Annotated in this window: 22 protein-coding genes; 3 read left to right on the forward strand and 19 right to left on the reverse strand. The window is 47.9% G+C overall.

Annotated elements, in window-relative coordinates:
* Positions 1–28: 28 nt before the first annotated feature.
* Positions 29–724 carry a ComF family protein gene (locus ASG34_RS04410; RefSeq protein WP_082504792.1) on the forward strand — a complete coding sequence of 232 codons (696 nt, stop codon included), beginning with the start codon at positions 29–31 and terminating at the stop codon, positions 722–724.
* 42 nt (positions 725–766) lie between these two features.
* On the opposite strand, the gene ASG34_RS04415 is transcribed toward ASG34_RS04410, so the two are convergent.
* The 15 genes from ASG34_RS04415 to ASG34_RS04485 form a co-directional block, all read right to left on the reverse strand.
* Complete coding sequence (locus tag ASG34_RS04415; RefSeq protein WP_055826932.1) at positions 767–2023, reverse strand: tetratricopeptide repeat protein; 1257 nt, start codon at positions 2021–2023, stop codon at positions 767–769.
* 21 nt (positions 2024–2044) lie between these two features.
* Positions 2045–2935, reverse strand: coding sequence for an ExeA family protein (locus tag ASG34_RS04420; protein ID WP_055826934.1), 891 nt, complete (start codon positions 2933–2935; stop codon positions 2045–2047).
* Positions 2936–2944: 9 nt separating this feature from the next.
* Entirely contained in the window at positions 2945–4696 is a 1752-nt protein-coding gene (locus ASG34_RS04425) for a secretin N-terminal domain-containing protein (protein ID WP_055826937.1), read from the reverse strand.
* 64 nt (positions 4697–4760) lie between these two features.
* Positions 4761–5150 carry a hypothetical protein gene (locus tag ASG34_RS04430; protein WP_229007949.1) on the reverse strand — a complete coding sequence of 130 codons (390 nt, stop codon included), beginning with the start codon at positions 5148–5150 and terminating at the stop codon, positions 4761–4763.
* A gap of 1 nt (position 5151) precedes the next feature.
* Positions 5152–5871, reverse strand: a complete 720-nt coding sequence (gene gspM / locus ASG34_RS04435; RefSeq protein WP_055826940.1) for a type II secretion system protein GspM — start codon at positions 5869–5871, stop codon at positions 5152–5154.
* A gap of 15 nt (positions 5872–5886) precedes the next feature.
* Positions 5887–6756, reverse strand: a complete 870-nt coding sequence (locus tag ASG34_RS04440) for a PilN domain-containing protein (RefSeq protein WP_055826944.1) — start codon at positions 6754–6756, stop codon at positions 5887–5889.
* The gene (gene pilM / locus ASG34_RS04445; RefSeq protein ID WP_055826946.1) at positions 6753–7691 is read right to left on the reverse strand and encodes a type IV pilus biogenesis protein PilM; all 939 of its coding nucleotides are present in this window, start codon (positions 7689–7691) and stop codon (positions 6753–6755) included. The genes ASG34_RS04440 and pilM overlap by 4 nt, the downstream gene beginning before the upstream one ends.
* 279 nt (positions 7692–7970) lie before the next feature.
* The gene (locus ASG34_RS14125) at positions 7971–11021 is read right to left on the reverse strand and encodes a DUF6701 domain-containing protein (RefSeq protein WP_235559661.1); all 3051 of its coding nucleotides are present in this window, start codon (positions 11019–11021) and stop codon (positions 7971–7973) included.
* Positions 11022–11034: 13 nt separating this feature from the next.
* Positions 11035–11478 (reverse strand): hypothetical protein, encoded by a 444-nt coding sequence (locus ASG34_RS04455; RefSeq protein ID WP_055826949.1) that lies wholly within the window; start codon positions 11476–11478, stop codon positions 11035–11037.
* On the reverse strand, positions 11475–12254 hold the full coding sequence (locus tag ASG34_RS04460; RefSeq protein WP_055826952.1) for a prepilin-type N-terminal cleavage/methylation domain-containing protein: 780 nt from the start codon (positions 12252–12254) through the stop codon (positions 11475–11477). The genes ASG34_RS04455 and ASG34_RS04460 overlap by 4 nt, the downstream gene beginning before the upstream one ends.
* Positions 12238–12852 (reverse strand): type IV pilus modification PilV family protein, encoded by a 615-nt coding sequence (locus ASG34_RS04465; protein ID WP_055826955.1) that lies wholly within the window; start codon positions 12850–12852, stop codon positions 12238–12240. The genes ASG34_RS04460 and ASG34_RS04465 overlap by 17 nt, the downstream gene beginning before the upstream one ends.
* Positions 12853–12876: 24 nt before the next feature.
* On the reverse strand, positions 12877–13362 hold the full coding sequence (locus ASG34_RS04470; protein ID WP_055826959.1) for a pilus assembly FimT family protein: 486 nt from the start codon (positions 13360–13362) through the stop codon (positions 12877–12879).
* 7 nt (positions 13363–13369) lie between these two features.
* A complete protein-coding gene (locus tag ASG34_RS14260; RefSeq protein WP_055826962.1) occupies positions 13370–13825 on the reverse strand; it encodes a prepilin-type N-terminal cleavage/methylation domain-containing protein in 456 nt (151 codons plus the stop codon).
* 196 nt (positions 13826–14021) lie between these two features.
* A complete protein-coding gene (locus ASG34_RS04480) occupies positions 14022–15236 on the reverse strand; it encodes a type II secretion system F family protein (RefSeq protein ID WP_055826966.1) in 1215 nt (404 codons plus the stop codon).
* Positions 15237–15241: 5 nt separating this feature from the next.
* Positions 15242–16948 carry a GspE/PulE family protein gene (locus ASG34_RS04485; RefSeq protein ID WP_200934428.1) on the reverse strand — a complete coding sequence of 569 codons (1707 nt, stop codon included), beginning with the start codon at positions 16946–16948 and terminating at the stop codon, positions 15242–15244.
* Between the two features lie 85 nt (positions 16949–17033).
* Here ASG34_RS04485 and trmL point away from each other — a divergent pair, with 85 nt between their 5' ends.
* Together trmL and ASG34_RS04495 are read left to right on the forward strand one after the other, a co-directional pair.
* Positions 17034–17498 carry a tRNA (uridine(34)/cytosine(34)/5-carboxymethylaminomethyluridine(34)-2'-O)-methyltransferase TrmL gene (gene trmL, locus ASG34_RS04490; RefSeq protein ID WP_055826970.1) on the forward strand — a complete coding sequence of 155 codons (465 nt, stop codon included), beginning with the start codon at positions 17034–17036 and terminating at the stop codon, positions 17496–17498.
* Between the two features lie 248 nt (positions 17499–17746).
* Entirely contained in the window at positions 17747–19915 is a 2169-nt protein-coding gene (locus ASG34_RS04495; protein ID WP_055826973.1) for a UvrD-helicase domain-containing protein, read from the forward strand.
* Between the two features lie 97 nt (positions 19916–20012).
* On the opposite strand, the gene ASG34_RS04500 is transcribed toward ASG34_RS04495, so the two are convergent.
* The 4 genes from ASG34_RS04500 to ASG34_RS04515 all read right to left on the reverse strand — a co-directional run bounded on the left by ASG34_RS04500 (position 20013) and on the right by ASG34_RS04515 (position 23023).
* Positions 20013–20804 carry a BPSS1780 family membrane protein gene (locus ASG34_RS04500; protein WP_055826975.1) on the reverse strand — a complete coding sequence of 264 codons (792 nt, stop codon included), beginning with the start codon at positions 20802–20804 and terminating at the stop codon, positions 20013–20015.
* Positions 20805–20825: 21 nt separating this feature from the next.
* Positions 20826–21752 (reverse strand): homoserine kinase, encoded by a 927-nt coding sequence (locus ASG34_RS04505; RefSeq protein WP_055826979.1) that lies wholly within the window; start codon positions 21750–21752, stop codon positions 20826–20828.
* Positions 21753–21798: 46 nt separating this feature from the next.
* Positions 21799–22140 carry a DUF2782 domain-containing protein gene (locus tag ASG34_RS04510; protein ID WP_055826982.1) on the reverse strand — a complete coding sequence of 114 codons (342 nt, stop codon included), beginning with the start codon at positions 22138–22140 and terminating at the stop codon, positions 21799–21801.
* A gap of 157 nt (positions 22141–22297) precedes the next feature.
* Positions 22298–23023 (reverse strand): TIGR00730 family Rossman fold protein, encoded by a 726-nt coding sequence (locus ASG34_RS04515; protein WP_055826985.1) that lies wholly within the window; start codon positions 23021–23023, stop codon positions 22298–22300.
* Positions 23024–23137: the final 114 nt, after the last annotated feature.

Below are 23137 nucleotides of genomic sequence, written 5' to 3' on the forward strand. Positions count from 1 at the left end.
CTGGTTAAAAGCCAGCCAGCCTTGCCCTATGTGTGCAACGCCTGCCCAGAAATATCAGCACGAATATTGGTCAGAACCCAAGACAGGTCATGCACCATTTTGCAATGATTGCGCGGCCGCACTACCCTGGTATACCTCATCGCGCTGCCCACAGTGCGCACTGCCTACATTAAATGGCGATTACTGTGGCATTTGCCTGCAACATCCACCTGCATTTGACCGGACGTTTGCACCTTTCCGCTATGCTTATCCGCTAGACCGCTTGTTGCAACAATTCAAGTACCATCAGCAATTACCCATAGGCAAATTAATCACGGAGGCTGTGCTGCCGCATTTGCCGACATTGTTAGCCGCTAATATCCCGGACGTGATGATTGCCATGCCCATGCATACACAAAGAGTGCGCCAGCGAGGTTTTAACCATGCCCTGGAACTGGCAAAGCACTTACAAAAAGCATTGAAGATTCCGCTGGATATTGATGGTTGCACGCGCGTGATGGACACGCCATCGCAAGCGGGCATGGACATGAAAACCAGAATCCGCAATTTACGCGGTGCGTTTGCTTCACCAAAAGATTGGCAGGGAAAACATGTGCTGGTTGTAGATGACGTCATGACTACCGGTGCAAGCATGCATGCGCTGGCAAAGGTACTCAAACAAGCGGGGGCTGGACAAGTGTCGGCGCTGGTGTTTGCGCGCACATTAAAAAGTACAGAAGAATAAAGTGCTATTTCAGGAGAGCAATAAACTTACCGCGCTCGCCACTTACTCGTCACGCGGTTGCACTGAACCACCAAGCTGGCGGATACGCTGATTAACAAATTCGGCTAGGCGCTCACTTAATGGCATGGTCTGCGCTGACTGTAATTGTTGCAAGGCTTGCGCATTTTGGCCGCTTGCCTGTAAAGAAATAGCGTAAGCCACCACCCACTGCGCCTGACCCGGACGCAAAATAATCGCCCGCTCAAAGTAAGGCAATGCTGCCTGGTGCTGGCCCAGTTGCTGACAAGCGATTGCCTGCATCCATTGGCTTTCGGCGTCACGCGCCAACACAGTGGCAAATGGTTTTAAAGTCAGCAACACAGCCTCGGGCTGATTGTGTGACAACTGCCATTTAGCCAGGGATTTGGATAACCCGACTTGCTCTGGATTACGCTTGATGCCTGCCTGCAATACGGCTACAGCTTCAGCCTCCTGCTTGGTTTCAAACAGATAAGCGGCGAGTAATTGACGGGCATCTTCAGATTGCGGATACGTGACCAGTGCTTGGCGTAAAATGGTTAATGCTTCACTCAACCGCCCTTTTTGCTCATGATCAACTGCTTTTTGAATCAGCAAGTTCACTTCCTGTTCCGGCCGCACATGCTTGTTCACAGTACCATTGGTTTCTGTGGATGTTTCGGCAGTGGCTTTGCTTTTAACAGCGTTACCTGATTCCAGCGGCGGTTCAACGACAGAAACCACCGTGCCTGATGAATTGCTTTCGGTCGGCTTGATGGAAAATTCGCCTTCAACCTGTGGTGCTTCACCTTTGGCTGAAGTTTGCTTAGAGACAACCGTTTGTTTAGACACAGGCGCAGGCGTCACTTTTTGACGAATAGGCGGCTTGGTCACAGACTCAGCAAGCTCGGCTTGCCATTCACTAAACAGAGATTTGGTTAATTGTGGATGTGCATCCACGACTGGATTGCCTTCACTTGGTGGCGGTTGTGCTGTTTTTACAACGGCTGCTTTTGCTGGCACTGATGTGGCTGTTAACTTGTTTTGTGACTTTTTATCGCTACCCAATGGAATACTGGCTAAAGTTGATCTGTAAAACGCTGACAATTCGGTTCGGTTGAATATTATCCAAGCGACCAAGCCCGCAATCATCAATAGCCAAATCAGGCGTTTGGCCCATTGCCGGGAAGTAGAAGGTTGATGTGTCAAAACCGGTTTGACTTGTTGCCCGGCCCAGCCATCATTCATGGTCCCGCCCTGGCGCGCTTCAACATCTTTCAATACCTGATTAATTAAACTCACTGCTTATCCTCAAAGCCCTGATCAACGGCCAACACCGGCAAGAGCAGAATGAAATGCCAGCCACCATTTTAAGCCATGGCTCCACCACCGGTGTTGCGCTTTTACACTGGCTTGTGTATCGAGGATAGCGGCTTTGACATCTTCTGCAGATACACCCTGTTGGCCTCTGCCAAACGCTGACAACAAGGATTTGTGCGCCAGGATATTCAGTAACCTGGGGATGCCATTGGCATAGCGGTAAAGTAGCCGCATGCTGGCCGGTGTGAAAACCATGCCGCCCTGGTATCCGGCCACATGCATACGATGATTGAGGTAGAACCCCAATTCAGACCATTGCAAGCCTTTAAGCTGATACTCAAAACTGATGCGCTGGCGCAACTGGCGGATAGACGGATGGTTGATGCGTTCTTCCAGCTCTGGCTGCCCAAAAATCACTACCTGTATCAATTTACGTTTTTCGGTTTCCAGGTTACTTAACAGGCGTAATGCTTCCAGCGTTTCCAACGGCATCGCCTGCACTTCATCCAGGCAGACAATGACATGCGTGCCTTCTTCAGCAAAAGTAAGCAGTTTGCGATGCAGCGCATCTATCATGTCATGGTGGGTAAAATCCGGTTTGAAAGCCACGCCAAACTCGGTGGCCAAAGTCATCAGCAAGGCATGCGGGTCAAGATACGGGTTTGGGATAAACGCCACTTTGCAGGTGGGTTCAAGTGCTTTGAGCAGGCGTCGGCACAACAGCGTCTTGCCCGTGCCAACTTCGCCTGTAATTTTGACAAACCCTTCCCCGGACTGAATCGCCACCAGCAAGGTATTCAAAGCCTCTTGCAGGCTGCGCGTCGCATAATAAAAACTGGTATCCGGGGTAATGGTAAATGGATACTCTTTTAAACCAAAGTGTTGCAGGTACATAACCCGCTCCTAGAAGCTCTCACCCTTCAGTTTATCAATACGGCCCTGAGTTTCAAGCATATCTTCAGCCCAATTGTCGCCACCACGTACTACAGTGGATTTCAGAAGGATCACCAACTCGGTTTTTCTAGTGATTTCGCTCTTCTGGCGGAACAGGTTACCCAGGTATTTGATATCACCCAAACCCGGCACTTTAGTCCGTGTATTATCTATAGACTCGGACATCAACCCGCCGATTGCAATCACGTTGCCGTCCCGGGTGCGTACGATACTGTCGGTTTCGTTAATGTTGGAAGACGCAGTTGGGATAGTATATACACCACCGTTAGCACTGGACAATGTCACGGTCCTGTTGACCTGTGTCACATCGCTGACGAACGGGTGTACGTGCAGGATGATATTGTCGTTTTTATCGATCTGTGGTGTCACGTCCAGCGAGATACCGGAAAAATACGGTTGCAGCTGAATATCCGGTGTCACAATCGCACCACCAGTGGTGGTGGTCACGTTGGTTCTGACGTTAGTCACAAAAAACGCATCGTTACCGACTTTCAATACCGCTTTCTGGTTATTGATGGTTGCGATACGCGGGCTGGAAAGTACTTCCACATTACCCTGTGTTTCCAGAAAAGTAAGCAATGCAGAGAAGCCCTTGCCCTGTACAGCAAGTGCAAATACCGAGCCACCCAGTCCAATCGCAGAATTGTTATCCAGGAAACCTGGATTCGCTGCTGGCGAAGTAGTGACATTGCCATCCGTGATATTGCCAGTGTCACCATTCACAGTGCTGTTACCGCTTACATTACCGAAGGTCACATCACGGCCGCGCATAAACCTGGCTGCAGACCAGTTAATCCCTTGTTGTGAATCTTTATTCAATTGTACTTTGAGGATTTTAGCTTCCAGGATCACCTGGCGGTCTACCGTCACCTGCATCAGGCTGAGGAACTTCTCGACCTGGCGGATTTCCTTAGGCATCGCTTTGACCATGATCAGGCCGGACTGCGAGTTGATCACCACCTTGCGGCCACCCTCTTCACCGATCATGCTGTTCAGCGAGTTAGCCATCTCACCCCAGAAATCATTATTGGTACCCATGCTGACATCAGAGGCATACACCTGCAGATTGGCAGCGCCACCACCCGATGCTGCCGGTGCACCTACTGCAGTACCGCCGGAAGCTGCCGCAGCCTGACCACCGCCACCACTTGAATTGCTCACGGTGCCTGAAGTCACTTTCGTGGCTGAAGTACCTTTACGTGCTCCGCTGATGTAGTTCACCTGGAACACCCTTGTCTGGATATTTTGTGGCTCGACAAAAATCTGTTTGCCACTCATTTTGTACTCGTAGCCGTACAAATCACGCAACGCGTTCAGCGCTTCAAACAGCGTCACATCGCGCAAGTTAATCGAGATATCTCCCCTAAGGTCAGGACTCAATGCGATGCTGTAAGGACTGCCGGAGACGATACCCATCAACACCTGCGTAGCCGGCGCCTTATTGACGACCAGGTCGAATCTAGGCTCAACGCGTTTGGCAAGAGATTTGGGCGGTTCAATTTTAAGAGGCTCAAACAGTTCGTCGGTCACCTCTTTTGGCAACGGAGCTGTATGCCCTTTTGCCTGGGCAGCAGATTTGCTCAGCTCACTTTGAATTTTAGGGTTGATGGATGCATTGCTTGGCGCAAACGGATTGCTGTTGCACCCTGCCAGTCCGGCACCGATAATCACCACACCCAAGGTATTCACAAAAGTTTTCATAGCAGTCTCTCAATGTGTTTTTAACCTGAATGCTGAACATTTCAACACGCAGGTACTTATTACTTTATTTCTTTGCTTTTTTAGTCTGTTTGGCTGTTTTAGCTTTAATTTTTGCCGGTGGCTGGGCAGGCACGATATAGCTGGTCAAACCTAACCCGATCACTTTTTTCTCGCCGGTTTTACTGACGAATACCGCCTGCTGGTTTTTCACCGATGCTAGCTTGAAACCACTATAGCTCTCGCCCACTTGCACCATCTGGCCATTAACCACAGCAAATCCGCTCTTACCGTTATGCTGCAAAGCGGTCAGCTCCCATGGCTTTTCTGCCTGCATTTCTGCATTTGGCAAATACTCCATGACAGATGGCGGCGGCTTGGTGGGGTCCACCATTTCCGCAAAGGCGACACCTTGCATCAGCATTAACATCCACATTGCTTTTACCAATACGCGCATGCTAAATCCCCAACCATGCATTTTCGCCACTCAGGGTATATACCTGAACGGTCAATTCACTTTCCGGATAATCGGCTTTCAGCTCGGCGTTTTCCCATGCCACTCTCTGGCCAATCGCTTTCAGTGATTGTGCATAAGACATCAGCGCGAAGTATTTACCTTTCAGCCTGACTTTCACTGCATGCTGGTAAACATGCGGTACGTTTTTCCAGATATCTTCAGCGGTCGCATCCTGTGGATTGCTGGTGGCAGGCGCTTTTTGGTCCTGTATCAGTTTTCTTTGCTTCTCAATAAAGTCGACCACCGGCAGTGACTGCATTTCAATCACCTGCACATCGGTGTGCTTTTGCAAAAGCTTCTTCAGTAACAGCACCATTTCCTGCGGCGGCACCATATAGGCAGAAATTTTCACCAGGTCTGAGGACTGACTGGCGATTTTTGCATTCACGGCATCAATATCACGCTTAAAGCCATTGCTCTCAGGCTTTGGTGCAGCCTGGCTGGCAATAGTGGTCATCTGTTCGGTCAATGTTGTCGTGTCATTCTGTATTTTTAGAATCTCTTGTTGCGTGCCGGCTAACTGGACGCGTTGTGGCTCCAGCAAAAAGGTATCCATTAATCCAACCACGGCAAACAGGCCCGCGCCAAAAATCATCCAGCGCTCCCGCTTGGATAGCGCCAGCCATTTAGTGTTGAGTGTGTGTAACTGTTCAAATCGCATCAGGGGTGCACTTTCCTATGGCTGCTTCGCTTGTGGCTTAGCCTGGGTGCCGGTCTGGCTGACAAAGTCATCCCAGCTCAAAGCAGTGGCAGGTTTGCTTTTATCGCGTAGATCCTGGCCTTTAACATCGAATGCATAAATTTTCAGCTTGCTTGCTTCTTCAGGAACCGTTGCGTTTGCTGGTGCTGTGCTTGCAGGTGGCGTGACAGGATTATTCGTGGTGCTTGGAGTGGCAGAAGCACTTTTGCCCGAAGTGTCAGGGGTAGTCACTGGCGCAGCTGCAGGCGCAGTGGCTGGTATGGCCACAGCAGGTGCTTGTGGCGCAAGCTGCTTTTGCAATTCAACCTGTTTGAACTGCAAACCGGAAAACTGGGTACCTTCAAATACTTTTTGTGCAGATAACAAATCCAGGTACAAAGGAATTTCTTCCGTTTGCAATGCCTGGCCAGACAGTGATACATGTTGTGCAGCAGGCTCGATTTTAAAACCAGTCAACCACACGCCAGAAAGCTGCTGTGAGGCTAACCCACGCATATAATCAATCAGGTGGTAAGCATTCTCGGAAATAGATTGCTGGAAAATGGCCAGCATCTGCGATTGCATTTCAAATCGGCTATTCAGGTTTTTGAGTTCAGCTTCCAGCTGACTGTTATCAACCGGTACTGCTTTCTTGGCAAACTCCTCCACCTTTTTTTGCATGCTTTCGTACTGGATCACAGTTTGATTGCGCTGAGCCAGCAGCTGGGCATTTTCAGACTCAATACCGGTATAGAAATACACCATGACGATGGCAGCAAGAATATAGATCGCAGCTACGAAAGATAACGTGAACCAGTCTTTGGACTTGACAAGCCCGCTTTCAAACAAGTTGATTTGCTGACTCACGCGACTGCCTCCTCGCGTAAAGCTGCGCCCAGGGCGGGCAGCAACATCGCCTGTTTCTCCAGGCTGGCAAAGTCCTGGTTAGGCGGCAAATCAACGATGTCTTCCAGGTTGAATACATTGACCGGCACATACAAGCTGGTACTCAGCCCGCTCACCAGGTAATCACGATTGGCTACTGGTGACACCACCAACCGGTTAAGGCTTAAATATGGGAACTGGCGATCAAAGCTATCCAATGAACGTTGCAATTCGAGTACAAGTTTGTCGAAATTACTCTGGTATAAATCGCCCCTGTCATTCAGAAAATCTCTATCCAGCTCAATCAGGCGGGCATGATATAACTCGCCTTTGGCAGTGAATGTCAGCAAACATCCTCTGGGCAGCATGGTCAGCATCACCAGCGCACGGCCTTCGGTTTCCAGTAATTGCGCGATGTTACGCTGCACCAGCGCATGCACATCAATAGTTTTCAGGTTAAATCCCGCTTCTACAATCTGGTTACCGATCTGGGTAACCACAGATTTCTTGGCACAGATCGCCAGCATCGCCTGCTGGCGGTTTGAATACGAAGGATCAACAGGTATATCCACACCGTCTACTACGGCCTGTTCCACTGAATAGTCCAGCAGATCTTTCACCTTCCAGCGCAACGCCTGCTTAATCTCGGATTCAGGCATGGTGGGCTTTTCGATCTGCAACACATTGTATTGGTCCACATTCAGCATGACATTACACGGCATGGCCTTTAAGTCATTTTTGGTCACAAAATGTCGCAATGTGGAAGCTGCCTGCAAGGGGACCTGCTGAATCGCAGCCAATGAGACAGTTGGTTTAGCGCCATCCAGCCCGGGCGCTAACGCCACGGTGCTAACATGCATATCAGTGAAGCTTACCCCCACTTGTTGCTTGTTCTTTTGTCGTTTAAACCAACTCATATACACCCATTAGTTTGAATAATGAAATTTATTATTTAGAATCAATGCACAACAAATCAATTTTAAAGTGGATCATAAAGCATTGTCATATGATTGACTACACAAGCAACTGCGGCTTTACATATCAGATAACTTAAAATCTGCAAACTGTGGTATTTCGTTACAAAAACTGTCAGTCGCCATGCTTTTTATAACAGGTAGCAACTTTAGTGCCTGCTCTGCCAGTTCAATCCACTGATTAAAATAATAAAACCACCTGTTTAGGTGGTTTTGAGTGGACTAGAAGTTTTCTCGCATATAGATGATGGGGGCTTTGTAGACCCCGAATGTGGCGCGCCCGATGGGGTCAGGGTTTCCAAACCAATTAATAGCGCCATTAGTGGCGGCAGATTCAACTGCATTAGTACAAGTTCTTTCGGTTGGAGCTGCAGCTCCAAGATTTACTTCCAAATCCACACTACCTGTATTCGGATTAGTGCCTGTGACCCCAGGGGCACTTAAACGCAGACCAAGTTCACCTTCACTCATTGGCGAAGCAATACTCAGCTGGGTTTCGCATGCATTTAAGTTACCTCTATAATTTCTCATCGTAATGCTAGTGACGGGTATCGCTGTACAATTGTCATCTCTGTTTCTGACAAAGCCAGTTCCGTTCCAGAATTGAGCTTGAATCGGCACTGATAGAGGAAGTAACTCTGAACCATGTGCAGAGGTCACGGCGAGACGCCCAAACCTAAACCTAGGCTGAGGGACATTGGGGTCTGTTGGCGTGAGGATTTCAGCTCTGGTTGAATTAACTAACTCTGTACCATCGTTCCCTCTTGGTTGCGCAGTAATCCTATATGATCGGGGCTCCACAGGATTTGTCGGGCGCGTGACTCTATGCCTGGCCTGCACATTTGCTACGCCTGAATTCCAGGTCCCTGCAGGATTGGTCGTGCTAGCCGTGATAGTGACTCCATCAGGAATGGTCTGATTTGGAGCCACGGCCTGCAATTCAAAAAAATAATTAGCCCAGTTATTCAATCCGAATATGGCATAGTTTCCGGTGTAATACTGGGTGGTGACGTCAGCAGCATTTTTTGCCTCCAGAACAAATGGCGTGATCAAACCAGGGTCTTGATTATAGTAAGTGAAAACTCCACATCCATCCGTGTATGAAGTACTTGCCGTTATTTTGAAATGGTCCGGGATAAACCTTCCTATATAACTACTTGCAACAGTATTGCCGAACTTACACCCAAAGCGTTTTGGTGTACCGTTACCTGCAGTGTCAAACGTGTTGGTACAATCACCAGTTGCTATATCAACATCCGTGAAAGTGTCATCATAAACACCTTCGGCTTGGAATCTGAAATGCCCCACTTCGGAATATGTGAAATCTAAGCCACTGCTTACACCTGAAATTGCTTTTCCAAACAACCCATTCACCTGACCTAAAGAGGTCCCACCGGCATGTGTATCCAATTTGTTGCTATCCACTTTTGGCGTTCCGTTATAGTTAGCCTCATTTGTCGAGACAGTGACACTAAATTTATCTTGACCCGCTCTACGAACAGGGCTCGATGTGTGACTAGGAGTCAATTGCTGTGGGGCAACATTTGTAATATTTAGTGCCAAGGGGCGAACAGAAAAATTATCCGAGGAGCAACCAGTTTTATTTAGATTAAGGTCTCGTACTCTGCACCTTAAATTCGGATAAGAACCAAGTACATCAGAATTTGTAAAAGTGACTTTTTTCCTTCCGCTATCGGCAGCGGAGAAATTAACAGTTTTGCTAGCAATTACTGTAGATCCACATGTGCCGCCATTATCATTTACCAAATCGACAACAACGCCAGTTGCCGTATACGCAGTTGATTGACTTCCACTCGTTAAGACTGCCACAGCATCCAGTTCAAAACCAGTACTCATCATTTTTGTATAAATAGGATTGCGGGCAGTTGGCGTAGTTGTACGATTGTTATACGTCAGTCCATTTTCCATGCACTCGAATTTGTCTATACAAGGTGTATTGGTAAACGTAAAACTGCAACTCTGGGCGTTAGTAGTGGTATTTACGCACTTCACACCATTCAATGGTGCTCTAGCAAGATCACTGGCTCCCAAAGTGTAAGTAGCTGCAGCACTACCTTGCAGACTCACAGTATCAATTTGCGCATTCCCACCCACCTCGAATGATGAATTGGGAGAATTCACGGTAGGTGTAGTTGGCGAGACTGTTAGGTTTCCGGTTAATGAGCCAGCACTTAGAATTTGTCCAGTCGGACAAGGTACTGTAGATGACAGACAAGCTAACACCTGAATATCGACTGGACATAAGGAATTGGTACCAGGATGGCGGATTTCGAGATGATCATAACTTGGTACATAGGTCGAACCAATCACAAAATCATAGCTAAAAGTATATGTACCAGGCGATGTAAAGTCATACTCGATGGCAGCACCAGTATCAATATTGGTGGTTGAAATGGTATTGCTTAATGTCCTGGTTTTACCGATAGCGCAAGAGGTTTCCGGAGTAGTATCGTAAGTCCAGAATGTGTCCCATCTACCAACACAATAATTGCTGAACTTTCCAGACCGTTCACGAAATGACTCCACAATATCCAGATTATTGGGCAACGTGGTGCTTGAAGGGCAACCACCATTTATGACGGGATACGTCCCCACTACCTGACGACCATTGGTGTCCACATAACGGATCCCGCATCCATTGTCACTACCGCCCAAAAAGGTGTCTACAGCATGATAGTATCTGACAGGATTGCTGCTGCTAACTGGATATAATAAAGGAATATTTAGTGTGACTTCAGCTGTAACAAAAGAAAGTGGATAAGTATATTTCCACACCACTGTTACTTCAGGATTCCCCGAAACTATGCTGGTATTTGGAAGCGTGAATTTTGAAGTTGTCTGTTGCGTTTGCCCGCTTGAAGCAGTAGCTGGTGTGACTGATAAATCACCGGTAGTTGTATAAGCATTTGGATTGGAAACACCGTTTCTTGCGAACACAAAGTGGCTAGGACCATACAAGCGATTATTAGCTCTTATATATATGCCATTATCTAATCTGTTTCTGTCAGCACTTGTTGTCGGTATGCGCGAATCCTCAAACAACTGGCCTCTCACTGCGCCATTACTGTTAGGTTTGATGATTTGGATTTGACTGCCACGGTGAATGTGAATACGCAACCCGTCTGAGGCATTAGTACCGCCTCCAGCATTCAAAGTAACATCATCTGGCGGAGCAGCCATGACAATTGAAAGGTCAAATACAAAAAAAATGACCGCCATAAATGGCAATATTTTTTTTAACAATTTACACATGACATTTTTCTATTTAGTTACATTCTTCACCAGAGATAACGTCAATACACCGGCTCAATGTCACTGTTATCCTTCTCTCTATGTAATCTTTTGCTCCTACTACGCCTATTGAAGCAGTTGAAACTATCGTGTAGATGCCAATATTTTGAGTGCCGCCTTTGTCTTGTACAACGTTTTGATTGCAATTAAGAACAACATCAAAACCGTTAATTGTAAAAGGTGCAGGCGCAGCAGGACATCCTTGCATATTTGCTGGCGTCAGAACCTGAAAAGCAGTCCACTCTACTCCGGCCCTGGCTGCAAGATAGGCTTGTGCTCCTTGTACATCCTGAATAGTGCCCAAGTTGGCAAGCATCGCCAGCCGCATGGCATAGCCTACCAATGCTGCCAGTACGACCAGTAGAAATATTGCCATAGGCAACATAAAACCTTTTACACGAAAAGCGATGGGTTTCATGGCGAATTCACCACATTGATCAGATTCAATAATCTTGCTACCCCACCATTTTTTGAAAGCTCTAGCTGCACGGTCATGACGCCGGTATGTTGCATGACGCCTTGACTGTAAGTAAAACTGCAGCCTGTGACATCACCTACAACCACCCTGGCATTTGCTGCGTTAAAGTTGGCTGGGCGCACTGAAGGGATTGCGATATTGCTCACCATCAGTAAACGGTTGTTAGCCAAGTCACACACATAAGCGACAGCACCATTAACAATGTAAAAACGGCTGGCGGGAGAAGGTATCGGGAATACAGCACCGGCAAATTGCAACTGATTGACATTAGCATTGGGCGCTGTAGTGATAGTGCGGATGTTATCCCCGTCGTAAGCATCAGAACCTGGTATGCCAAGGTTGTATATTACGAGCTGGTCATTTGCGGTAACAGGCACGTTTTCTACCATCACACGCATGCTGTTAGCACCAAAGTCATCCTGATAATAACGGCCACCTGCTTTGATAGGTATGAACTCTACGAAATCGCCCCCTGGCGAGACCCATACACTATTGGGCAATGCATTTCTGATATCACGCGACATACGCCGCAATGAAATATCGGCGCGGTCTGCCAACTCGTAATAGGCTTCTGAATTCACATAAGCCATCACCGAGTGCCTGATAAAAGTTGATGAAATACCTCCGATAATGGCAGTGACAGTAATTACGATCACTAACTCTACCAAGGTAAAGCCGCTTACGTAGATTCTATATCTCTTAAACTCTCGGCGCATAACGAACCTTGAAACCAGTAAGCATGACTCTGGTATTGGAAGGCCCAGTCACAGTCACGTCGACTCTTAGAACCGCATCAGCAGGTAGGCCCGCAAAAGGTGCCGCACCACCTGCCTGCACGATAGCGACAGATGCAGCATAAGCTGTCAAACCAGGGATAGAAACGTTGCTGCCAATACGACAAATGCTTGCACACCCACCGCCTGGCATGATAAATCCGCCATAATCGGCTACATTATCGAAAGGGTTAGTTGCACCATACCGGCTCTCGCCGGCGGGTGATGGGCCGTTAAGATTATTCTGCGGGGTAGCACAATTACCGTAACCCACAGCGACTGATGCATTCGGGTCATCGGGATCACAAAATGTGAAGGGCATCTGCTGGATTTCCTGCATCAGCGATTCGGCAATCGCAATCGCCTGTTTACGCGCCAGAGGATCTGCTGAATGTCCGCTCATCCAGGCCAATGCGCCAACCACACCAGCAATAGCAGTGGTCACAATCACAATAAACACAACTAACTCCACTAGCGAAAATCCGCGATTAAATTTTCGTATGGAAGATACTATTTTATTTTTTCTTTTGAATTCAGGCATAAGACGCGGGGCTGCCAATCACGGTTACCGGATGTAGCCGGTTTCAGCTTCAACGTTCACTACTATTGATTGAGCTGGTCTATTCCTGTTAGCTACTGTATAAGTAGCTCCTGCATTAATTGCATTAATTAAAGGCTGCCCTAAACCCCTAAATTCCAAAACATTGCTGGATGGTTGTACACCAACATTTCTGGAAAAGGTCATCACATAAGGACCCTCGGTTTCAGGGTTAATGACCTCGCGTCCAGCTTGGCAGTTAACTCCGTTCACAAAACACAAAGTGACGGTATTGGGTATTGCCGCGTTGTTAGTGATTACATACACACTCGTGCGTTGCGCTATGGCAGTCTTCTGCGCATACCGTAATGTAGATGAAAGCAAACCCGCGTCACCGCGGGTTTCGAAAATATCACCATTTGCAAATCGTGGCGCGGCTATTGCTACCATGACACTCATCAGAGCAATCACAACCACTAGTTCAACAAGCGTGAATCCAGAGGAAGCCCTCATAGGTTCTTTAGTTACAATTCTGTGCAATGTTTGCTGCTGTGCCTATATTTCCAGTGTTTACGACACCGGTTTGTTCGGTATATACGAAAGAACAATTAGGAAAACCATTTAAGTTAAAGGTCATTATCCCTGCACCTGGTGTCGCAGTGAAAGTATTAGCATCAAGTTGTTGTAAAGCAGCTACTATCCCACCAGCATTCGCTTGTGGAAACCCAACGCCAGCAACTACGTTTACGTTATTGCCATCCATTAATACCTGGTTACCTTGTTGACCACCAGCAACCCATGCCGCTCTGGCCAAATTAGATGCTGAGCGCACTGAAGCTGCTAAGCCATTCATGCTAGCGCCACGAGCATTACCTTGCACGTTCACAAAACGCGGCAATGCTGTTGCTGCCAAAATACCTAGCACTGCGATAACCACAACCAATTCAACCAATGTAAAGCCAGCCTGTTTTTTCATTCCCTAGACTCCTAATCAAAATTTCCTGCCTTTATTGTCACAGTGACAGGTGCAAACTGCGTTAATTTAATGTCAGCAAAAAGCATGCCAGACAATTTTGGTCCATGTAACCGAATTTTCAAACCGTCCCCGAACCCTTACATTTACAACAGAAAGAAACTATTCCACTGTAAAAATACTTTTTATTGCTTAAAATTTAACCGCCTTTGAGCATGACTGAACTCATATCCCAGATTGGCAGGAACACCCCCAGCGCCAACACCAGGACCAGTGCGCCCAGAAACATAATCATAATGGGCTCGATTTGCGCACCTAGTGTTTTAACGTCATATTCAACGTCAGCTTGATACATATCGGCAATTTCCTGCATCAATTCATCCAGAGAGCCGGATTCCTCACCGATGGCGATCATCTGGAGCACTAAAGGGTTAAATACCCCGGTCTGTGTTGCTGTCCTTAAAATCGTCTCGCCGCGTTCAATCCCTGCAGACATGCTGAGGATTTTGATAGAAATATAGTCATTCTCTACAGTCTGGGATACCAGGCGTAAGGCGCCAAGGATAGGCAATCCGCTACGTGTCGAAAGCGCAAAGCTACGCGCAAACCTGGCCATGGTCCCCTTAAAGATAATCTTTCCTGCGATGGGAATGCGCATTTTTATGCGATCCCAGTTAGAGCGTCCGGAAGAAGTGCTGATATACGACTTAAACATATAGCCCGCACCCACTACTATTGCAATTAGCACATACCAGTAATTACGCATAAAACTGGAGAAAGCGATCAGAATTTTGGTGATGAACGGCAAATCGGCATGCATGCTGGCGAATACTTTTTCGAACTGGGGTATCACCATGATGTTAATCACAATAATAGCAATCGCCATCGCCGTCATCACGAACATCGGGTAACGCAAAGCTGACTTGATCTGCCCGCGCATGAAACGCTCGAATTCGATGTGTTCTGCCAGCCTCAGGAAAATATTATCGAGATTACCAGTGGTTTCACCGACCCGTATCATGCTGATATAAAAGTTATCAAACACTTTGGGATGCTCAGTCATTGCCATCGAAAGCTCACGCCCCGCATCCAGGCTGGTTTTTAGCTGCCCGACGACCTGAGCAAGCTTAGGGTTGCCTACCGAGCTCTGTATCCCGGTAAGCGCCCGCATGATAGGAATACCCGCCTTCAGTAAAGTAAACATCTGGCGGCTGAATAACATGATATCCAGGCTAGTGACTTTTTGTTCAAACAGGTTGAAAGCGACGGCAACTGCTGCTCTTTGCTTAATTTCAATCGGCGTGATTTTTGAAAGCATAAGCGCGCTGCCTAATGCATCCATGTCAGCAGCTTCCTGCACGCCGGAAACCATCAAGCCCTCTTCACTCCGACCTTTATATTCAAATACAGGCATAGACTTTACCCTTCAAACTGGTTATCTACACGCATGATTTCGTCCAGTGTCGTTTTACCCTGCAAAGCCAGCTGCAACGACTGATCTTTTAAGGTTTTACCTTTCAGTTTTTCACGGGCTTTCTGGATAAAAATATTGGTATCCGGCATGTTGGCTGCCATCGCCAAATCATTCGTCATTTCCAGAAGCTCATACAAGCCGATACGACCAAGATAGCCAGTGCGATTACAGTGTTGGCAACCTTTGCCATGCTTGAACACCGATGGAATTTCTTCCTGGGGTAGCACCTGACGTAACCAGACGGCCTCATTTTCGGTCGGCGTATGATCTATGGCACAGTGCGGACAAATCAATCGCACTAAACGTTGCGCCATCACACCCAACAGTGACATTGCCACCATGAAGCGCGGCACGCCCATGTCGATTAAACGCACGGGCGCAGTGGAGGCATCATTGGTATGCAATGTGGATAACACCAGGTGACCTGTCATGGAGGCGCGCAAGCCGGTTTGGGCGGTTTCTTCATCCCGCATCTCACCCACCAGCACGATATCCGGGTCTTGCCGCAAAATAGCACGTAACAGTTTGGGGAAGTCGAGCTCGATCTTTTCGCTCACCTGAGTCTGAATAATACCGGGTAAACGATATTCGACCGGGTCTTCGACGGTAATCACCTTGGTTTCAGGCGTATTGAGTTCACTCAGTGCCGAATAGAGGGTCGTTGTTTTTCCACTACCGGTCGGACCTGTAACCAGCACCATGCCACTTGGCCGGTTGATCATTTTGCGGAAGCGTGCCAGCAATTCTGGTGGCATGCCCAGCTTATCCAGCTGAAAGTGCGAAGTATTCTGGATCAGCAACCGCATCACTACAGTTTCGCCATACTGCGTAGGCATGGTAGAAATACGCATATCTACTGCACGGCCTTTGACGGTAAAGCCAAAACGGCCATCTTGCGGCAGGCGTTTCTCGGAAATATCCAGGCCGGCCATGATTTTGAGGCGCATGATCAGGGCAGACACAATTTTCATATCTGCCTGGGTCTGAAAATGCATGACGCCATCGATACGGAAACGGATCAGTAACTTGTTTTCCTGCGGTTCGATGTGTACGTCAGAAGCCCGCACTTGCACCGCATCTTCAAAAATTGTCTGCAATAACTTAACGACTGGGGCGTCATCAATACCCAGGTCTACACCCATCAGGCTGGCGAGATCGACATTGCTGGCAGCCAAGTCTTCCTGCAGCTCCAGGGCCAGTGAAGAGATTTGTTCGGTTTGCCGGTAAGAGCGGTCGATGGTCTGCATCAGCAGACTTTCCTGCACGACGACGATATCAATGTCTCGTTTAAGTAGTCTGACTAACTCGTCATAAGCATAGACATCGGAAGGATCGACCATCGCAATCAGGAAACTGTTTGGGCGTTCCTCCAGCAGAATGGCGCGGAAGCGGCGTGATTGCACTTCGGGGAGTTTCTGTACCTGTTTGGCGTCCAGTTCGTACTGGCCCAAATCCAGGAATGGGATATTCAGCTGATGTGCCACTGCCTCGGCAATCTGCCGTTCGTTGGCAAAGCCTTTATCGGCGATGACACGACCCAGGCGACGGCCAGTCTTGCGCTGCTCTTCCAGCGCTTGATCCAACTCTTCCTGTGTCATGAAATTCTGTCTGACCAGAATTTCACCTAATCTGATTTTTTCGGGACGTGCCATGGCGTTTTAATTATTTATCTAGCTACTTTTCGTTCTATCATATCACCAACATTCTAATCCTACGTTTCTAAACAAACCGCTAAAAATGTTTCATATCGTGCTTTTTGAGCCAGAAATTCCTCCCAATACGGGAAATATCATACGTTTATGTGCCAATGCCGGGGCAAAACTGCATTTGGTTAAGCCTTTGGGCTTTGAGTTATCAGACAAACACCTCAAACGGGCCGGGCTGGATTATCATGAATATGCCGACTTAACCGTGCATGAAGATTGGGGCTCCTGCTCGCAGGCATTACAAGGTAAGCGACTATTCGCACTGACCACTAAGGGCAGCACGCGGCACTCCGATTTACAGTATCAGGACGAAGATGTTTTTGTATTTGGCCCTGAATCCCGCGGATTGCCGGAAGACATCCGCGCCCAATTCGCACCTGAGCATCGTGTCAGGCTACCGATGCTGCCGCATAGCAGAAGCTTAAATTTATCCAACTCTGCTGCCATCCTGTTATACGAGGCATGGCGTCAGGTGGGTTTTCCGGGTGGAACATAAAGTATTAAGTAACTACACCCAAAAAAAGAATAAAAAAAGCCCCGATTAAGGGGTAAATCGGGGCAACAGGCCTCATCGTAAAGGCTTCCGCTCAGGGAGGAAAGAAGCGGAAAGATGATTCATCATCATCGTATCTGTATGAGTACGTGCCATTTAGAAAGTTCACAAGAATTTATTTATGCTCATGAATATCAATTTCAGCATGCAGTGTTCTCTGCTGAATTGCATCAGCATGCGATAATAATGACATGCAATCTGAAATCGATTTATTACAGGGCCTGAACGATAAACAACTGCAAGCGGTCACCCTGCCGCATGTATCTGCACTGATTCTCGCCGGTGCCGGTAGTGGCAAGACGCGGGTGCTCACTACCCGCATTGCCTGGCTGATTCAAACCGGACAGACCTCACCCATGGGTATTATGGCGGTGACCTTTACCAACAAAGCCGCAAAAGAAATGCTGACGCGCCTGACCAGCATGCTGCCGATTAACACGCGTGGCATGTGGGCGGGCACGTTTCATGGCTTGTGTAACCGCATGCTGCGCGCCCATTACCGTGAAGCCAGGTTACCCAGCACTTTCCAGATCCTGGATACGGCCGACCAGCTTTCTGCCATCAAACGCGTGATGAAAGTCATGAATGTGGATGACGAGAAATATCCACCAAAGCAAGTGATGGGCTATATCAATGGCTGCAAGGAAGAAGGTTTACGGGCAGATGCAGTGGAAGCCTATGATGGTCATAGCCAGAAACTGCGCGAGATTTATGCCGCTTACGACCAGCAGTGCAATCGTGATGGCGTGACCGACTTTGCAGAACTGCTGTTGCGTTGCTATGAGTTATTGCAGCGCGAACCGCACATCCGCGCACATTACCAGCAGCGCTTTCAATATATTCTGGTGGACGAGTTTCAGGACACCAACCGCTTGCAATATCTATGGTTAAAACTGTTGGGCGGCGCGCACAACAGTATTTTTGCCGTGGGTGATGATGACCAGAGTATCTACGCTTTCCGTGGTGCACGGGTTGGCAATATGTCCGACTTCCAGCGCGAGTTTCAAGTGGAAAACATCGTTAAGCTGGAAGAAAACTACCGTTCGCATAGCAATATTCTTGATGCAGCGAACGCGATTATTACCAACAACACTAATCGACTAGGCAAGAATTTATGGACCTCCGCTGGCAAGGGCGAGCCTATCCGTATCTACGAAGCTTATAACGATACTGATGAATCCCAATTTATTGTGGATGAAGTGAATATGCTGCAAAACGAAGGGGTGGCATTGGGCGACATCGCCTTGCTATACCGCAGTAATGCGCAGTCTCGTATCCTGGAGCATTCACTGTTCTCGGCCAATATTCCTTATCGCGTCTATGGTGGCTTGCGCTTTTTTGAGCGCGCTGAAGTCAAACATGCGCTGGCTTACATGCGCCTGATCGCCAATGCCAACGACGATACCGCTTTGTTACGCATTATCAATTTCCCGCCGCGTGGCATTGGTGCCCGCGGTCTTGAGCAGCTGCAAGAAGCCGCACGCCAGAACGAATGCAGCTTGTGGCAGGCAGCCACCAACAAAGTGGGCGAAGGCACATTAGGTGGCAAAGGGATTGATGGTTTTGTGGCTTTGATCCGCCATATGATAGACCAGACCTACGGCATCACTCTCGGTGAAACAGCAGAAATGGTCACTACCTTGAGTGGTTTGATGGCGCATTATCAAAATGACAAAGAGGGTGAAGACCGCGTAGAAAACTTGCAGGAATTAGTCACCGCTGCAGTGGCATTCAGTAATCGGGATTTGGGCAATCACCATAATATGGAAGAAGATGCTGACCTGATGACCCAGTTTCTGAACCATGCCAGCCTTGAAGCAGGCGACCACCAGGCGGATGTTGGTCATGAAGCATTGCAACTGATGACGGTGCACGCGGCTAAAGGCTTAGAGTTTCACAGCGTATTCATCTGCGGTGTTGAAGAAGGCCTGTTTCCGCATGAACAGTCTGCCTATGAAAATGGCGGCCTGGAAGAAGAGCGCCGCCTGATGTATGTCGCGGTCACCCGCGCCCGCCAGCGTCTATATTTAAGTCATGCGCAAAGCCGCATGCTGCATGGACAAGTGCGCTATGGCATTGCCTCACGTTTTATCGACGAGATCCCGGAAGAACTCACCAAACGGCTTAACAGCAAGCCGGCAGCCAAATCGTATGCCACGGGAGGCCAATACACGCCGGCAAAAAGCACGCAAGCGAGTTACCCTTTTAAAATCGGCCAAAGCGTACGTCACAACAAGTTTGGCGAAGGTGTCGTGGTCAGCTATGAAGGAAATGCCAACGATCTGGCAGTAAAAGTCAATTTTGGCAGTGCAGGATTGAAAACCTTGATGCTGGAATACGCCAAGCTGGAAAAAATATAAATCTATGTAGTTGGCGAAGTATTGATTAAGGAAATATATGTGAGCAACAAATAAAAAACGCCTGTTAAATACAGGCGTTTTTTATTATTTAATTTTGTTATGCGTGTATCACTGGCGCGGCTTTGAACACATCTTTATAACTGATATATTGAAATGCGAACATCAACGCATTAATGACCAGCAAAGCAGCGAATACCAGTAATGGCATCAGCAATTCAGCAAGCATGGGTATCAACGCGCCTAAAATCCCTATTACCAGGCCTAATCCCAGCATCACCACCAGCATGCCTAATGTCATCACCAGCCAGGATACACCCATGGGCATGGTGTATTTCAGCATGCCAGCAATGCTGGATTTAATGGCTTTTGGCAAATCGTAGCCGTTCAAGGCAATCAGCATCGGTGAGAACCAGGTAGCGATAAATAAAGGTAGCAATAAAAGAAGTACTTTCACCACAAATGACAGGGTATTTTCCAAAAACTGTGTCATTTGCGATTCACTCATGCCTGCCTTGGTTGGCGCATGCGCTACCAGGTCAGCCAGCTCGCTGCTGAGCAAATAAGTCGCCAGCACCGCATAAATCAGGCAGCTGACGCCAAGTAATACCAGCGTTTTGAAATGTGTTTGCAGTTGTTGCCAGACAATGCGTGGCGCCATTTCCCCTTGCAGATCTACCTGACGATAGAGCAAGACAACAAATGCCATGCAAGCTGGCCAGATCACTACTGAGAGCAAGCCGAGAAAGCCAAGCAAAGGCAGTGACGGCAGCACCATGAAAATCACGATATAGGCGAGCGACCATAGCATCCAGACATGTGGCTGCGTTTTAAACAAGGCCAGACTTTCACGCACCCAGCGTAAGCCCTGTTGGGTTCCGGTTTCTGTCATGACTCTCCCTTTTTAATATTTTTAATTTAAAGCTTTACGGTTAAGCAACACGCGTTCAAAATGCGCCGGATCTTTGGCATGCGTCAGCTCACCGGCCACTGGATAGTGAAAATCATACAGGCGGGATAACCAGAAACGCAAGGCAGCACGTCGCAGCAATGCAGGCCAATATGTTTTTTCGGCAGGTGTAAATGCGCGCACTGATTGGTAGGCATTCATAAACACGGCTAGCTTTTCATCCACAAATGCGCCTGTCGCATCCACACACCATTCATTCACGGCAATCGCAACGTCATACGCCAGCACATCATGGCATGCATAGTAAAAATCGATAAAGCCGCCCAGGTTGTCACCATCAAATAGCACGTTATCGCGGAACAGGTCACCATGGATGACCCCATGCGGAAGCTCGGATAAATCCAGGCCATGCTGAAACTCTAGCTCTTCCTGCAATAAATGTTGCTGTACCGGTGCCAGTTTTGGCATGACCTGCTGTGCAGTCATCACGCGCCAGCCTTGCCCACGCTGGTTGTGTGATTGATCATTGAAATCCAGCCCGGCAAAATGCATGCGCGCCAAGGTGAGCGCCACTGCCTCGATCTGCACCAGATTAGGGTTACTGACATCACTGCCTTTGAGGCAACTCACCATTAAGGCAGGTTTGCCGTGAATACGGTGTAAGGCTACGCCATTGCTATCTGTGATCGGCCTCGGGCATAACACACCATGCCGTGAAAGGTGCGCAAGCAAATGCACAAAATACGGCAGCTCATCGAAATCATTTTTTTCGAACACTGTCAGCACAAAGCGCGCATCGCTGGTCTCGACAAAATAATTGGTATTAGTGATACCAGCAGCGATGCCACGCAAAGTCTGCAATTCGCCAATATCAAAAGGCGCCAGCCACTCGCGCACTTCTTCCAAACTCAGGGTGGTAAAAACAGACATGTGATTTACAGGTCCGCCCATTTCGGGCAGACCTCAAAGATTATGATTAGAAACGGAACAGTGTCCACTTAGGTACTGATAGAGGTCGGGTCGGGCCATCATTCACCCAGTCACCATTGCGGTCTTCACGGTGCAAATAATAAGGCTTACCACTCGGCGGCGTAACTTTTACCATATATACATCGCCATTAATGCTATATTCCTCAATCTCATTTTCGCCATCTTTACGTTTGTTTATAGTCGGTTGGTCAATCGGCTGACCTTCAATGATTTTAGGAGGTGACGGTACTTCATCCAGGAGTTCTGCATTCGCAGGCGCTGCCCAGGCCGGCATCGCAAAACCGGCAGCACAAACCACTGCTAGCAAGAAACGGGAAAAATCACGCATGGAAAACTCCTTAGTTATTGGTTGCTATTCTAGCAAAAAGCCGCTTGTCAGCGACCATTGCAAGCACAATAACAAAAATAAATATCCCAGAAAAATATATAGTTGGGACAAACAAGCAATAACCATGCATTCAACTGCATGTTTAAAACTCAATACCTTATAAATAAAGCTGCATTTTGCGTTCAGCCGGGGTCAGTTCAAAACCGGTAGTTTCATAATGTTTGAAGATAGCATCCACAATTTGCTGTGGTTCATCTATGAGCTGGATTAAATCCATATCCGCTTCAGACGCCATACCCTCAGCGACCAATGTGTTGCGTAGCCAATCGATCAGTCCCGACCAATACTGGCTACCCACCAGAATAATGGGCAGCTTGCGGGTCTTCCCGGTTTGCACCAGCGTAATCGCTTCCATCAACTCATCCAGCGTGCCAAAGCCACCCGGCATCACTACAAAAGCACTGGCATACTTCACGAACATCACTTTGCGCATAAAGAAATACTTGAAGCTGATGCCGATATCCTGGTAAGGGTTGCCATGTTGCTCAAACGGTAAGCGGATGTTCAAACCCACGCTGGCACCACGTCCGGGGAAGGCGCCTTTATTAGCCGCTTCCATTATGCCCGGGCCGCCTCCTGAGAGCACGCTAAAGCCGGAATCTGACAGTAATCTTGCGATTTCTTCAGTCTGTTGATAATAAGGATGATCCGGCTTAGTCCGCGCACTGCCGAAAATGGAAACAGCAGGCATGATTGCCTTGAGATTTTCGGTGGCCCCTACAAATTCAGCCATAATCTCAAAGGCATGCCAGGATTCATGACTAGCATCAGCGCCATTGAGCAATTCCGGTTCTACCATGCTCGGCAGCTTTTGGTTATTCATACTACTGTCCTTCAAAACTCAAACAAAAATTAGTGTACATGAAGTCGCTTTGAATTGCGTAAAATACGCCATTGAATTAAGGATTCAAGTAACCAATTTTTAAGCTGGAAGCCA

It is taken from the genome of Methylophilus sp. Leaf416 (genome assembly GCF_001424665.1).
GTDB lineage: Bacteria > Pseudomonadota > Gammaproteobacteria > Burkholderiales > Methylophilaceae > Methylophilus.

Excerpts from the sequence above, each read along its gene's own strand:
- ASG34_RS04410 (WP_082504792.1), top strand. The coding sequence starts at position 29 with ATGTGTGCAACGCCTGCCCAGAAATATCAGCACGAATATTGGTCAGAA.
- ASG34_RS04420 (WP_055826934.1), bottom strand. The coding sequence starts at position 2,935 with ATGTACCTGCAACACTTTGGTTTAAAAGAGTATCCATTTACCATTACC.
- ASG34_RS04425 (WP_055826937.1), bottom strand. The coding sequence starts at position 4,696 with ATGAAAACTTTTGTGAATACCTTGGGTGTGGTGATTATCGGTGCCGGA.
- ASG34_RS04430 (WP_229007949.1), bottom strand. The coding sequence starts at position 5,150 with ATGCGCGTATTGGTAAAAGCAATGTGGATGTTAATGCTGATGCAAGGT.
- gspM (WP_055826940.1), bottom strand. The coding sequence starts at position 5,871 with ATGCGATTTGAACAGTTACACACACTCAACACTAAATGGCTGGCGCTA.
- pilM (WP_055826946.1), bottom strand. The coding sequence starts at position 7,691 with ATGAGTTGGTTTAAACGACAAAAGAACAAGCAACAAGTGGGGGTAAGC.
- ASG34_RS14125 (WP_235559661.1), bottom strand. The coding sequence starts at position 11,021 with ATGTGTAAATTGTTAAAAAAAATATTGCCATTTATGGCGGTCATTTTT.
- ASG34_RS04455 (WP_055826949.1), bottom strand. The coding sequence starts at position 11,478 with ATGAAACCCATCGCTTTTCGTGTAAAAGGTTTTATGTTGCCTATGGCA.
- ASG34_RS04460 (WP_055826952.1), bottom strand. The coding sequence starts at position 12,254 with ATGCGCCGAGAGTTTAAGAGATATAGAATCTACGTAAGCGGCTTTACC.
- ASG34_RS04465 (WP_055826955.1), bottom strand. The coding sequence starts at position 12,852 with ATGCCTGAATTCAAAAGAAAAAATAAAATAGTATCTTCCATACGAAAA.
- ASG34_RS04470 (WP_055826959.1), bottom strand. The coding sequence starts at position 13,362 with ATGAGGGCTTCCTCTGGATTCACGCTTGTTGAACTAGTGGTTGTGATT.
- ASG34_RS14260 (WP_055826962.1), bottom strand. The coding sequence starts at position 13,825 with ATGAAAAAACAGGCTGGCTTTACATTGGTTGAATTGGTTGTGGTTATC.
- ASG34_RS04480 (WP_055826966.1), bottom strand. The coding sequence starts at position 15,236 with ATGCCTGTATTTGAATATAAAGGTCGGAGTGAAGAGGGCTTGATGGTT.
- ASG34_RS04485 (WP_200934428.1), bottom strand. The coding sequence starts at position 16,948 with ATGGCACGTCCCGAAAAAATCAGATTAGGTGAAATTCTGGTCAGACAG.
- trmL (WP_055826970.1), top strand. The coding sequence starts at position 17,034 with ATGTTTCATATCGTGCTTTTTGAGCCAGAAATTCCTCCCAATACGGGA.
- ASG34_RS04495 (WP_055826973.1), top strand. The coding sequence starts at position 17,747 with ATGCAATCTGAAATCGATTTATTACAGGGCCTGAACGATAAACAACTG.
- ASG34_RS04500 (WP_055826975.1), bottom strand. The coding sequence starts at position 20,804 with ATGACAGAAACCGGAACCCAACAGGGCTTACGCTGGGTGCGTGAAAGT.
- ASG34_RS04505 (WP_055826979.1), bottom strand. The coding sequence starts at position 21,752 with ATGTCTGTTTTTACCACCCTGAGTTTGGAAGAAGTGCGCGAGTGGCTG.
- ASG34_RS04510 (WP_055826982.1), bottom strand. The coding sequence starts at position 22,140 with ATGCGTGATTTTTCCCGTTTCTTGCTAGCAGTGGTTTGTGCTGCCGGT.
- ASG34_RS04515 (WP_055826985.1), bottom strand. The coding sequence starts at position 23,023 with ATGAATAACCAAAAGCTGCCGAGCATGGTAGAACCGGAATTGCTCAAT.